The sequence below is a fragment of the Microvirga puerhi genome, assembly GCF_020089865.1.
GTDB lineage: Bacteria > Pseudomonadota > Alphaproteobacteria > Rhizobiales > Beijerinckiaceae > Microvirga > Microvirga puerhi.
The window spans coordinates 19,593-32,432 of sequence record NZ_JAIRBM010000031.1; the positions used below are offsets into that span (position 1 = coordinate 19,593).

General features: G+C 59.4%; 12 protein-coding genes and 1 pseudogene. 9 read left to right on the forward strand and 4 right to left on the reverse strand.

All coding sequences use genetic code 11. The features are described 5' to 3' along the window. Positions 1–46: 46 nt before the first annotated feature. The 5 genes from K9B37_RS23850 to K9B37_RS23870 all read left to right on the forward strand — a co-directional run bounded on the left by K9B37_RS23850 (position 47) and on the right by K9B37_RS23870 (position 5,442). Complete coding sequence (locus K9B37_RS23850) at positions 47–931, forward strand: CoA transferase subunit A (RefSeq protein ID WP_224316236.1); 885 nt, start codon at positions 47–49, stop codon at positions 929–931. A 12-nt stretch (positions 932–943) separates the two neighbouring features. Continuing rightward, entirely contained in the window at positions 944–1,738 is a 795-nt protein-coding gene (locus K9B37_RS23855; protein ID WP_224316238.1) for a CoA-transferase subunit beta, read from the forward strand. A gap of 20 nt (positions 1,739–1,758) precedes the next feature. Next, positions 1,759–2,967 carry an acyl-CoA dehydrogenase family protein gene (locus K9B37_RS23860; RefSeq protein WP_224316240.1) on the forward strand — a complete coding sequence of 403 codons (1,209 nt, stop codon included), beginning with the start codon at positions 1,759–1,761 and terminating at the stop codon, positions 2,965–2,967. Between the two features lie 7 nt (positions 2,968–2,974). Then, positions 2,975–4,051 carry a phosphotransferase family protein gene (locus K9B37_RS23865; protein WP_224316242.1) on the forward strand — a complete coding sequence of 359 codons (1,077 nt, stop codon included), beginning with the start codon at positions 2,975–2,977 and terminating at the stop codon, positions 4,049–4,051. 185 nt (positions 4,052–4,236) lie between these two features. Then, complete coding sequence (locus K9B37_RS23870; RefSeq protein WP_224316251.1) at positions 4,237–5,442, forward strand: acetyl-CoA C-acyltransferase; 1,206 nt, start codon at positions 4,237–4,239, stop codon at positions 5,440–5,442. 50 nt (positions 5,443–5,492) lie between these two features. Here K9B37_RS23870 and K9B37_RS23875 read toward each other — a convergent pair whose 3' ends face one another. The 3 genes from K9B37_RS23875 to K9B37_RS23885 form a co-directional block, all read right to left on the reverse strand. Then, positions 5,493–6,275 carry a TetR/AcrR family transcriptional regulator gene (locus tag K9B37_RS23875; RefSeq protein ID WP_224316253.1) on the reverse strand — a complete coding sequence of 261 codons (783 nt, stop codon included), beginning with the start codon at positions 6,273–6,275 and terminating at the stop codon, positions 5,493–5,495. A 98-nt stretch (positions 6,276–6,373) separates the two neighbouring features. Beyond that, on the reverse strand, positions 6,374–7,255 hold the full coding sequence (locus tag K9B37_RS23880; protein ID WP_224316255.1) for an SDR family NAD(P)-dependent oxidoreductase: 882 nt from the start codon (positions 7,253–7,255) through the stop codon (positions 6,374–6,376). 84 nt (positions 7,256–7,339) lie between these two features. After that, a complete protein-coding gene (locus tag K9B37_RS23885) occupies positions 7,340–8,083 on the reverse strand; it encodes an SDR family NAD(P)-dependent oxidoreductase (protein ID WP_369414419.1) in 744 nt (247 codons plus the stop codon). A 248-nt stretch (positions 8,084–8,331) separates the two neighbouring features. Here K9B37_RS23885 and K9B37_RS23890 point away from each other — a divergent pair, with 248 nt between their 5' ends. Genes K9B37_RS23890 through K9B37_RS23900 form a run of 3 tightly spaced genes read left to right on the forward strand, consistent with a single transcriptional unit; the run spans position 8,332 to position 11,012 of the window. Continuing rightward, complete coding sequence (locus K9B37_RS23890; RefSeq protein ID WP_224316259.1) at positions 8,332–9,408, forward strand: NAD(P)H-dependent flavin oxidoreductase; 1,077 nt, start codon at positions 8,332–8,334, stop codon at positions 9,406–9,408. Positions 9,409–9,419: 11 nt separating this feature from the next. Further along, positions 9,420–10,199 carry an enoyl-CoA hydratase family protein gene (locus K9B37_RS23895; protein WP_224316261.1) on the forward strand — a complete coding sequence of 260 codons (780 nt, stop codon included), beginning with the start codon at positions 9,420–9,422 and terminating at the stop codon, positions 10,197–10,199. 12 nt (positions 10,200–10,211) lie between these two features. Next, positions 10,212–11,012 carry an SDR family oxidoreductase gene (locus K9B37_RS23900; RefSeq protein WP_224316263.1) on the forward strand — a complete coding sequence of 267 codons (801 nt, stop codon included), beginning with the start codon at positions 10,212–10,214 and terminating at the stop codon, positions 11,010–11,012. Positions 11,013–11,102: 90 nt separating this feature from the next. On the opposite strand, the gene K9B37_RS23905 is transcribed toward K9B37_RS23900, so the two are convergent. Then, entirely contained in the window at positions 11,103–12,116 is a 1,014-nt protein-coding gene (locus tag K9B37_RS23905) for a helix-turn-helix transcriptional regulator (RefSeq protein WP_224316264.1), read from the reverse strand. A 637-nt stretch (positions 12,117–12,753) separates the two neighbouring features. Between K9B37_RS23905 and K9B37_RS23910 the strand changes: the two are divergent. Continuing rightward, positions 12,754–12,840: pseudogene (locus K9B37_RS23910) on the forward strand (IS5/IS1182 family transposase); the annotation flags it as partial.

A 12,840-nucleotide genomic window follows, 5' to 3' on the forward strand; every position in this document is an offset into this window, starting at 1 on the left:
TGGAGCCGCGACAGTCACGATTTCGACGAATAGGAAGACGGATTTCATGCCAATGAACAAGGAAATGGACGCCAAGTCGGTTGTCGCGCAACTGCGGGACGGAATGACGATCGGAGTTGGTGGGTGGGGACCACGCCGCAAGCCGATGGCCCTTATCCGGGAAATTTTGCGATCTGACCTGAAAGACCTCACCATTGCCGCCTATGGCGGCCCAGAGGTCGGAATGCTGTGTGCAGCCGGGAAAGTGCGCAAGCTTATCTATGGCTTCGTTTCTCTCGATGCGATCCCGATCGAGCCCTATTTTCGTAAGGCCCGAGAGGCCGGTTCCATCGAGGTGAACGAACTCGATGAAGGTCTGCTTCTTCTGGGACTCCAGGCCGCCGGCCACCAGCTGCCGTTCCTTCCGACCCGTGTCGGCCTGGGCTCGGATGTCATGACCTACAATCCATATTTGAAGACGGTTCGCTCGCCCTATGAAGATGGCGAGGAATTGCTAGCGATGAAGGCGATCAGACTCGACGCGGCACTGATCCATGTCAGTCGGTCGGACCGGCTCGGCAATACGCAGACCGATGGTCCCGATCCGTATTTCGATCCTCTCTTTGCCCGGGCCGCGGACAAGGTCTTCGTAACCGCCGAAGAATTGGTCGATCGGATCGACATCTCTCATCCGCACCTTGCGAAGAACAATCTCTTCGAGCGCTACTTGGTCACCGGTGTGGTGTCGGCTCCGCTAGGTGCGCATCCTACGACATCTCATGATGGTTACGGATGGGATATGGCCCATCTGAAGGTCTACAGCGCGTCGGCTTCCGAGGAGAGCGGATGGAAACGTTACTTTGACGAATTCATCGCCGGCGGTGAGGAGGGCTACCTCGACCGCGTTGGCGGCCGTGCTCACGTACGCGCCCTTCCTATTCCCGCTTTCTGACCAGGACACAAAATGATCAACGCCAACGATTTTTCACTCGCGGAACTGGTGATCGTCGCTGCTGCAGAAGCTTGGCGGGGCGACGGTGAGGTACTGGCCACCGGGATCGGGCCTTTGCCCCGCATTGCGGCCGGTCTCGCCAAGCTGACCTTTGCTCCTGGTCTCGTGCTCACCGACGGAGAAGCCTACACCGTCGAGGAGCCGATCCCGCTTGGCTCCCGCGACCACCAAATAAAACCCTCGGGCTGGATGCCCTATAGCCGCGTCTTCGACAGCGTGTGGAGCGGCAAGCGTCATGCCATGGTGACACCGGTACAGGTCGATCGGTTCGGGCAGGCCAACATTTCTGCGTTGGGCGACTTCAAAAGGCCGAAAGTGCAGATGCTTGGCGTTCGAGGGTTTCCGGGAAACAGCGTCTGCCACAAGAATTCCATGTTCCTTCCGAACCACGGCAAGCGTACGTTCACGGAGGCCGAGGTCGATGTTGTCGCCAGCGTCGGTCACAACCCCGCGCGCTGGCCGCTGAGCGCCAAGCGAAAGCCCGTCGATCTCGGCATCGTCGTCACGAATCTCTGTGTTCTCGACTTCAATGGCCCCAATCACGCGGCGCAGGTCCTTTCCCTTCATCCGGGCGTGAGCTTCGAGGAGGTGCAGGCCGAAACGGGCTTCCCACTTCTTCGGGCGAAACGTATGCGCGTGAGCGTGGCGCCGACCGAAGAACAGCTTGCGATCATCCGCCGCCTCGATCCCAGCGAGATCCGCGCCAATGTCATTAAGGGTAACCCGCCGGGCCGGAAGGCAGCATAGGACAGAGGCGGACCGGAAAAATGGACTTCACATACAGTGCCAGGACGACCGAACTCCTCGAACGGCTTGGCGGGTTCATGGATACCTATATCTATCCGAATGAACGTCGCTATCATGAGGAAGTCGAAGCGAACCGGTGGGGCCATCCGCCCATTCTGGAGGAGTTGAAGGCGAAGGCGAAGGCGGCTGACCTTTGGAATCTTTTCTTGCCGGATTCTCATCATGGCGCGGGCCTCAGCAACGTGGAATACGCGCCGCTCTGTGAGATGATGGGACGCGTGCACTTCTCCTCCCAGGTCTTCAATTGCTCCGCACCCGACACGGGGAACATCGAAACCTTGGAGCGGTACGGAACCGAAGAGCAAAAGGCGCGTTGGTTGCCGCCGCTTCTTGCGGGGGAGATCCGATCGGCTTTCGCCATGACGGAGCCGGACGTTGCGTCAAGCGACGCGACTAATATCCGTAGCTCCATCACGCGTGACGGAAACCATTACGTCATCAATGGCCGCAAGTGGTGGATTTCCGGTGTCGGCGATCCGCAATGCGAACTACTGATCTTCATGGGGAAGACCAATCCCGACGCGCCGAAGCATTTGCAGCAATCCATGATTCTCGTCCCATTGAAGACGCCAGGCGTGACAGTGATTCGCCCTATGCATGTCTTCGGTTACGACGATGCCCCACATGGGCACATGGAGATCGCCTTCGATAACGTCCGCGTCCCTGTCGAGAATATTCTTCTGGGAGAAGGACGCGGCTTCGAGATCGCTCAGGGCCGCCTCGGACCGGGCCGCATCCATCATTGCATGAGGCTCATCGGTCTAGCGGAACGTTGCCTTGAGTTAATGTGCCGGCGCGTCAAGGATCGTGTCACCTTCGGGCGTCCGATCGCGGAGCAATCGGTCACGCTCGAGCGCATTGCCGAATCCCGTATTCTCATCGACCAAGCTCGCCTTCTGACTCTGAAGGCCGCCTATATGATGGACACGGTCGGCAACAAGGAGGCTCGGGCCGAGATCGCGATGATCAAGGTCGCTGCGCCCAACATGGCCTGCAGGGTCATCGATTGGGCTATTCAGGCTCACGGTGCTGCCGGTGTTTCGCAGGACTTTGTTCTGGCGAACTACTATGCGCATGCGCGCAAGATCCGCTTCGCGGACGGGCCGGATGAAGTTCATCGTAACCAGATCGGCCGAATAGAACTCGCCAAATATGCCGACCGGAACTAGGCGGTAGATGGCCATGGACGCGAACCGCTTCATCGGAACGGAGCCGCTTTCGCCTCAGAGTCGGATCGATCCGGAGCGGCTACGATGCTATCTGCAAGCGCGGCTGCCTCAATGCTCGGGCGAGATGACGATCGCTCGGTTTCGTGGCGGACAATCGAATCCGACGCTACTTCTAACGTTCTCAAGCGGCACGAGACTCGTTCTGCGTAAGAAGCCGGACGGCAAGCTCTTGGCCTCTGCCCATGCGGTGGACCGCGAGTACCGTGTCGTTAGCGCTCTTGCTGGGAGCGGCGTTCCCGTCGCGCGAACGCATCTCCTTTGCGATGATGAGAGCATCGTGGGAGCGATGTTCTATGTGATGGATTATGTAGAAGGTCGCTCCTTCTGGGACCCGGCGCTACCGCATCTTTCTTCGGAGGAGAGGAGGGCGATCTATCATGAGATGAACCGGGTCGTTGCCTGCCTCCACACCCTAGATCACGCGGCAAGAGGCCTCGAGACCTTTGGCAGGCCAGCGAACTATATTGCGCGTCAGGTCACGCGATGGACGACGCAGTATCGTGCCTCTGAGACCGTATCCATTCCAGCAATGGATCGGCTAATCGAATGGTTGCCTCACAACGTTCCGGCCGAGTCGCGGCATGCACTTCTGCACGGCGACTTTCGCATCGACAATCTCATCTTCCATTCTCATGAGGCGAAGATCATCGCTGTCGTTGACTGGGAATTGTCGACCCTCGGCGATCCCATGGCGGATTTCGCGTACCACATGCTCACGTGGCATTTTTCGCCGAAACCCTTCCGAGGCCTATACGGCCTCGATCTCGCGGTGCTAGGCATACCGGACGAGCGCTCCTACCGGGATCTTTATCTCAAAGCGACGGGACAGGCGAACGTCTTGGATCGCCAGTGGTACGCTTATCTAGCTTTCAGTCTTTTCCGAGTGGCGGCCATCCGCCAAGGCATCATGAAGCGCGTCGTCGACGGCACCGCAGCGAGCGCCCATGCGGGTGAGGCGGGTGCGCTCGCTGCCCCTGTTGCGGAGCAGGGATGGCAGTATGCCGAAAGGGCAATGCGTACCTGAGCGCCGAAGCTCCGCACAGGCGGAAGAACGAATCCTCCATTTCGCAGGAGGCGTCGGCAGAGATGGGGCGTCGACCAGGTGAGACAAGGCCGTTAGTCTCTTCAGACGATGTCGCCGCGCCATCCGGATTTTACGCAAGAAACTCATGCCACGCCGCCAGGTCGTTGCCCCTTAGGAGAACTCCGTTGCGCGAAGCCGTTATCGTTTCCGTCGCCCGTACCCCCATCGGAAAGGCCTTTCGCGGAGCCTTCAACGAGACGGAGGCTCCGGCCCTGTCAGGGCACGTGGTGCGCGAAGCCGTTGCTCGCGCCCGGATCGCTCCGGATGAGGTGGAGGATGTCGTGATGGGCTGTTCCGCCCAGCAAGGAACACAGGGCTACAACATCGGCCGCCTGACAGCTGCTGCCGCCGGTCTGCCCGACAGCGTTCCCGGTATGACGATCGACCGCATGTGCTCATCGGGCCTCATGGCGGTTTCCATCGCGGCGAAGCAGATCATGGCCGACGGAATGAATACGGTCGTTGCGGGTGGCGTCGAGTCTATCAGCCTCACACAGAACAAGCACAAGAATACCTATCGCAGTCGATCGGAAACGGTGGTGGCCCACTGGCCCCATATGTATATGACGATGATTGAGACGGCGGAGATCGTTGCACGAAAATATGGCATCGGTCGAGATGTGCAGGACGAGTTCTCGCTCGCGAGTCAAGTTAGCACGGCGGCAGCTTACAAGGCCGGCCGTTTCAACGCGGAGGTCGTGCCCATGCCCTCGCGCAAGATGATCATCGACAAGGCCGCCGGCGAAACTCGCTATGAGAACATCGTGCTGACCGAAGACGAGGGTTATCGCGCGGATACCACCCTCGAAGGGCTCGCGAAGCTGAAGCCCGTCTTCGCCAACGGCGAGACGATCAAAGAGGGTGAGTTCGTGACTGCGGGTAACGCATCCCAGTTGTCTGACGGCGCAGCTGCGCTCGTTCTCATGGAGGCTGGACATGCCGCGTCCCGAGGACTGGAGCCGCTTGGTATCTATCGCGGCATGGCCGTCGCTGGATGCCTTCCCGAGGAAATGGGTATCGGCCCGGTTTACGCCGTTCCCAGGCTCCTCAAACAGCATGGCCTGAAGGTTGATGATATCGGTCTATGGGAGCTGAACGAGGCCTTCGCCAGTCAAGCAGTATACTGTCGCGATCGTCTCGGAATCGATCCTGAGAAGCTCAACGTGAATGGGGGTGCCATCGCGGTCGGCCATCCCTTCGGCATGACAGGGGCTCGTATGACAGGCCATCTTCTCATCGAAGGGCGTCGACGAGGCGTCAAATACGGTGTCGTGACGATGTGCATCGGTGGCGGCATGGGTGCTGCAGGCTTATTCGAGATCGTGTCATAGGAGCTTGGCTCCCCGGAATCGCGAAGGCCGCAGCCAACTGCTTGGGGACACTATTTCAATAGATTCTCCAGCACATCGATCTGCTGTCTAAGTCCATCGATCCTGCGCCGGACTTCTTCGGGATCGTAGGGTTGGTTGTTTGTCGACTTCAATCCCTGGAGTGCTAGATCAGCGATGACATCCGCGATCTCCACCGGCGTCTTGGGGCCGCTCGGCGAGTACCAGCGCGATGTCCAGTTGGCCATACCGATAACGGCAAAGGCAGCAATCTTGGGATCGACTTCCCGGAACTCGCCATTGGCGATGCCTTCCGAGATACAGCGGACGTAGAAGTCGTAGATGTGGCGGCGTCCGAGATTGTAGAGCGGGCCGAGCTCTTCCGGAATCTGCGTCTCCAGCCTGGAGAGAAGAATGAAGCGGGCCCCGGATGAAAGCCGCCGGACAATTCCGTCGACGACGGCGCGGCGCAGTCTTTCCGTTGCTGAGAGACCGGTTTCCTCGATCAGCTCCCGCAGCAGATTGGAAGGTGTCAGCGCCTCCGCCTCCACGAGGGCTGCAAGGATCTCCTCCTTGTTACGGAAATAATGGTAGACGGCGGAACGCCCCAGGCCGAGAGCCTTCGCGATGTCGTTGATGCTTGTCTGTGCGTAACCCTTCCTGTCGAAGAGTTCGGCCGCGATGTCAATGAGCTGTTCGCGCACCAGTTCCCTGCGTGGATTGGTTGCGAGCTTCGCATCTCTGGCTCGCAGAGCGGAGGGCCATTCCGAGGTCTTCTCCTGGGAACTTATCGTTTCCGGCTCTCGTGTGCTTCTTGCCGAATGCGTCTTGTTCAAGGTTGGATCCTTCATCAGGTCATTGGGACGCCCTACCACATGCCGCATTATAGCATAATGCGAGACCATGTAAGGGGCGGATGCCGGTTCCGGATCGCTCAAGACCCTGAATGGACGGCGTAGGAAAGGCCAAGCTTGTGCTGTCTGTGACGCAAATGCTTTTCAAATGCCTCGATGACAGTTTCGAACGTCCATTCGCCATCCAAGATAGGATCTGCGATCATGGGATGGCTGACGAATGACAGCTGCCGACCTGCGATGCGCACAACCTGACCATGAATGTCGGACGACCGGTCGGACAGCAGGTAGCTGATCACTGGCGCGCTGACGTCGGGGTCAGGCAGGACATCATATTGAATCTCACGCTTGGCCTGCTGGTCTGCGAGATGGGCCTTGTTCCGGGCCGCCATCGCCGTCTCCGCAAGAGGGGAGACAGCATTGATGCGCACACCTGTTCCGCATAATTCCATAGCCCAGCTGTAAGTCAGGGCCGCGACGGCGGCTTTCGTGGCACCATAACCGCCTAGGCCGACGTCTCCAGCTTGTGATCCCGATGTTACAGTCACAATCGAACCGCCAGCGCCCTGCGCGAGCATGGCCTTCGCCGCTGCGCGGGCGCAGGCTGTCGTCCCCAGGAGGTTGAGCTCAAACATCCGCCGGAGATCCCGCTCATTTATGTCCGTGATCCGTCCATGGCGCAGAATTCCCGCATTCGCAACGAAGCCGGACAACGCCCCGAATGTGGTCGTGCAAAGGTTAGTGAGAACTTGCGCAGTCTCCCATCGCGACACATCTCCCGCGTGAGCCAGCGCTGATCCGCCTGCGTGCCGGATCGCTGCGGCCGTCTCTTCCGCTTTGTCGGCATCAATGTCGTTGACGACAACGCTCGCGCCGAGGGATGCAGCGTGGCGCGCATAGGCGGCTCCAAGGCCAGAGCCGGCTCCTGTGATGACAATCGCTCTGCCCGACAGTGCGCTCATGGAATCTCCTTCTTACTGCTCGTGGGACTAGGAGGCATGCGCAGTTTTCGATCATATCCTTGTCTTCGAGAGCGCTGCGCCGTCTCATCCGACCGTAAGGCCTCCATCCACGGTGAGAACGCTTCCGGTGACGAAAGCCGCATCGTCGGAAGCGAGGTAGGCGTAGGCGCCGGCGAGGTCCTCCGGATCGGCGCCGGCGAGCTTTGTTCCAAGCCTCGGACCGCGCACAAGGAGTGCAGGATCCGCTTCCGCAACGGCGGCAACGCCGACGCTCACATTGGTCAGCACTCGACCTGGGCAGATGGCATTAAAGCGCAGACCGAACGGAGCGTACTCCGTTGCAAGCGATTTGGTCATGGCGATCACCCCGGCCTTGGCGGCTGCATAGGGTACTGCATAGGCGATGCCGGTGAGAGCCGCTGTCGAAGCGGTGCTGACGACGTTTCCCCGCATTTCAAGGAGCGCCGGCACAGCCTGCTGAGTAATATGGAACACGCTGTCGAGATTAACCCGCATCATCATCGCCCAATCCTCCGCAGAGGTCTTGGCGAAATGCCCGCGGCGATAGATTCCGGCATTGTTAATGAGCACGTCGAGGCGCCCATGCACGGCAAGAGCCCGATCAACCATTCTGCGGCATGCAACGGTGTCGGCAGCATCGTACGGAATCGCCTGGGCGGGTCGATGGAATGTCTCGGCAATACCAACGGCGACCTCCGCCGCTCCCCCTTCGTTGCTGTCCGCGAGAATCAGGCTTCCTCCCTCGGCGGCGAGACGCAAAGCCGTTGCTCGCCCGATGCCCGAGGCCGCACCTGTGACAAGGACCACTTTTCCATCGAACCGTCGAAGCGACATGAGGACTGGAGCTTGCTGTCTAACCCGATCCAATTGGACGCTCTCTCGTATGGCCCTTCATCCTTCATTCGGACGATATCCTCGAGTTTCCAGTGCCGATCAGCCGGGCGCTTGCATGATAGTTCATTCAGACGATGCCCGAGCGGACCATTCGCCGCATTCAGATTGAACTCTCATGGTCGACAATTGGTCGGCCCTCAGGTCTCGGGAAGGGCTTGTGAATGTCCGGCGCTCTGCATACCGTCCTGTGTGAACGTCTCGGCTGCCGTTACCCGATCGTCCAGACCGCCATGGGATGGGTCGCGGATGCCAAGTTGACTGCGGCGACCTGCAATGCGGGAGGGTTCGGATTTTTCGCGGGTGCCACGGCCGAGCCGGGGACCGTCGAGCAGCACATTCTGGACATCAAGGCGAAGACAGATCGTCCATTCGGTGTGAATTTTCACATGTTTCAGCCGAATGCAGAGGAGCTGATCGCCGCTGTGATCAAGCACAAAGTACGAGCCGTCAGCTATGGCCGCGGGCCGGATGCGAAGACGATCCATCGTTTGAAGGATGCTGGCGTTATCTGCATGCCCACCGTCGGCGCGGTCAAGCACGCGGTCAAGGCGGCGGAGCTTGGAGCCGACATCGTGACGGTGCAGGGCGGCGAGGGCGGCGGGCATACAGGAGCCGTTCCCACGTCGATTCTGCTACCGCAGGTTCTCGATGCTATTTCTGTACCGGTTGTGGCTGCCGGCGGCTTTTTCGACGGCCGAGGCCTCGCAGCAGCCCTGGCCTACGGGGCGGCGGGCATCGCCATGGGCACCCGCTTCCTCATGACGACGGATTCGCCCGTTCCCCCGACGACGCTCGAGCGCTACGTGGCCGCCAAGGATCCCGCGAAGATTCGCATTTCGACGGCGGTCGACGGCCTGCCACAACGCTTTATCGAGAATGAGGAACTCGATCATCTGGAGAAGATGAGTTTACTTGCGCGCATGGCGATGAGCGCCAAACATATGCGACGCTTTCGCCAGCAGACGGGCATTGGAGTGCTCGCGATGGGGCGTCTCGGCCTCAAGATCCTTTCGCGTAATGACAATACATTCGCGCAAACCGTAATGGCAGCGAACCTGCCGACTCTCGTACAGCAGAGTATGGTCTACGGGCATGCCAAGGAAGGGCTGCTGCCGAGCGGACAAGCGGCCGCGATGATCGAGCGGCTCGAAAGTTGTGACGACCTGATCCGGAGGATCATGGATGAAGCAGAAACCAGGCTGAACAGCTTGCGCACGCCGACCCCTGCAGCTCACTAACGGAGACGGTTATGGCCGGACCATTCTGGACGAAGATCGAAGCGGGGATCGCAGAGGTGGTGATCGAAAGTCCGCCTGTGAACGCTCTCGACAGTGTTGGATGGACGTCACTGGCGCAAACGATCGACGCTTTGAACGCTGACCCCGAGGTTAGAATCCTCGTTATTCGCGCGGAAGGCCGCGGCTTCTGCGCTGGGGTGGATATTAAGGAACTGCAGAAGCATCCTGAGCGGATCCCTCAGGTGAATGCTGGAAACTGGGAGACATTCCGCGCGATCCATCGCGGCAGGAAGCCCGTCATCGTCGCCGCCCATGGCTATATCATCGGCGGCGGCATCGGAATATGCGGCTCCGCCGATATCATCATCTGCTCGCCCTGCGCGACATTTTCGGTTCCTGAGGTTGACCGAGGCGCTCTCGGCGCCGGCGCTCACCTGCAACGTCTCTTCCCGGTGCAGAAAGTCCGTCAAATGTACTTCACTGGCGATCCCATCGACGCTGCTGAGGCCTATCGCCTGGGCGCCGTTGAGAAGGTCGTGCCCCGGAAAGAGTTGCGTGCGGAGGCTCTTGCCCTCGCCGCGAAGATTGCGATCAAGAGTCCGGTCATGATCCGCCTCGCGAAGGAGGCCCTGAACGGGATCGAGGATGGCGATCTCGAGCATAAGTACCGCTGGGAACAGGGCTTCACTGCTCAGGCCTATCTCACCGCCGATTCGCAGGAGGCGCGAGATGCCTTCGTAGACAAGCGCGATGCTAGGTTCGGCGCCGTGCCGCTCACTCCCTATCGATAGGATCGTCCGGTCATGAATGCTTCCAACTCCGTCGCGCCTCCGGTTTATGTGGAAGGCCACGGCCTTCTTGTGGGACGCTCCGTTCTCATTACCGCAGCTGCGGGCGTCGGAATCGGGTTTGCGGCTGCTCGCCGAGCCGTCGAGGAGGGATGCCGCGCAATCATGATTTCCGACATTCATGAGCGCCGGCTCGCAGAGGCCGTGGACCGTTTGATAGGCCTGGGATCCGATGCGACAGTGCATGGTTGTCTTTGCAATGTGACGGACGAGGAGCAAGTCCAGGGTCTTGTAAACGACGCCGAAGACAGGCTGGAAGGGATCGATGTTTTGATCAATAACGCCGGCCTCGGCGGATCGAAGCCTTTGATCGAGATGACCGATCAGGAATGGAACCTCGTTCTTGACGTGACTCTCACGGGGACGATGCGCATGACACGCGCGACACTCAGGAAGATGATGTCCCGCCGCAGGGGTGTGATCGTGAATAACGCTTCGGTTCTGGGATGGCGTGCGCAGAAGGAGCAATCCCACTATGCTGCGGCGAAGGCTGGCGTAATGGCGCTCACCCGATGCAGTGCTCTGGAAGCGGCGGAGTATGGCATCCGCATCAATGCAGTTTCTCCCTCTATTGCCATGCACGATTTCCTCAGGCGGGCTGCTCCGCAGGACGCTCTCGACAAGCTGGCCAGCGCAGAGGCGTTCGGGCGCGCGGCAGAGGTCTGGGAGATTGCCAACGTGATGATGTTCCTCGCCAGCGACTATGCCGGATACATGGTCGGCGAGGTTCTTTCCGTCTCTAGCCAACGGGGCTGAAGCAAGAACCTCCCAGTTGCAGCTGGCAATGCCCGAGAAAAGATGCCAGGCATTCGCGCCCGGCATTTCCATGTCGTCCAGCCGGCTCCGTCAGATCGCTTGGCGTGGGCGCTCACCCAGGAGAACGACGCTGTTGAGAACGAGCCGTACCAGCTCGGTCTGGCGGGTGATGCCGCTCTTTGAAAAGATCGAGCGCAGATGAGCGCGGGCAGTGTTCCTGCTGATGTCGAGCGAGTTGGCCGCTTCGTCGAGCGACAGGCCGACCGTTAGACGCCGGGCGACGGCGGCCTCCGCCGGCGTGAGATCGAAGAGCTGCCGTACAAGTTCGCCCTCGATGTCCGGAACTGCCTCCGAATCCCGTAGGAAGACAGCTACAGCTGAACTGGCGGAAAGACTCCTATGATCCTGGACGTTGATTGGGCGGACGATGAGACCGAGATTCTTGGAGCCAGATTGTTTCGTCAGGGACAGTCCGCGCACGGCGGCGGACGCTCCGGACTTCCTACTGTCCTGTAGAGCTGCTTTGATTGCGGACTGGAGCTCCCGATCTTCATTCGAGCATCGTGCGTACAGGTGCCCTCCCTGGATGCGTAGGCTGGATCCCTCGGTTAGGATCTCATCCGCTGTCGAAGAGATGCGAACGACCTTGCCCGCGCGATCCAGGATAACAACTCCTACGGACAGACGGTCGACGACGTCTGAGTAGAGTGTTCGCTCGATCTCGGTCGCTCCGATGCGCGAGGCCATTTCAAGGCCGCGAGCGAGGTGGGACACGAGAAGCTCACAGACGGATTTCTCCTCATTATCGAAGGGCGCATGTGAGAGGGAACGGAAGATCACAAGCCTATAGCAAGTGTTTCGCTCAGTGCCGAAATCCGTGGCGCTTGCGTGGTGACAGCTCTCGAATAGCTCTGACATTTCGTGGCTGTTCATCGATTCTGCCATCACGATATGGCCCGGCTCGTCCTCTGCCTCGGAACCAAGTGGCGGGCGGGCCATGGCGACGTAGGAACTTCCGTCGTTGGGTCTGTTGCGTTTCTCAATGGTGAGGACGACGGCGCAGGCGCCGAACTGCTCCCGGATCAACTCTAGCGAAGTTTTCATTGGTGCCCCGCTGAGCAGAGTGTCGAAGACCTTATTGCAGAACTGCCCGAACGCGATAATCGATCTTGAATGAAAGGTCACTTCGGCTTCCTCCTTGATTATTTTTTCGTTAGCGCGGCCCCTACGGCGTTATTTTAGGGCGGCGTGTACTGCCGTGATCTGAGGTTCTGCTCATACGACGGTGATCGCGAAGGTGTACGCCCGCCTCGTTCTCCAAGCCCCACAAAGCAGCATCGGCAGAAGGGCGAGAAAGGTCCTTGAATAGCTTTGAACATGGTTCCTCCACCGTGAGGCACCTGAGATATTTGACGATGGTGTTATAAGTTCGACGCGGCGTCAACAAAATTGACGCTTAGGTCGAAAGTTTTACAGTTTGCAAAACTGGATCGGTACTTGCTTTAGAGAGCAGACTCGATCGCACGTCTGCACGTAGCATAAGTTGGCGCCTGATAATGCGCTGGCGAATAGAAGTTATTTCCTAATCCCGGAGGATTGTTTAGGCCGCGTAAGGCCACCTTGCCGTTCACTGTGCGGCTCTCAGCACACGGAAAACAATCCGCATCGGCGGAGTGCCGTGCTTCCCCTATAGCCGCACTAAGAGCGCCTAACAAAACTGGCGTGAGTGCGTTGGTTTGGCATGGCCCAACCTCTTGTTTCCAAAGCTCTGTGGGCGGCCGTTGAGCCGCTCCTGCCGCCGGAGCCCGCCAAGCCCAGAGGTGGAAGA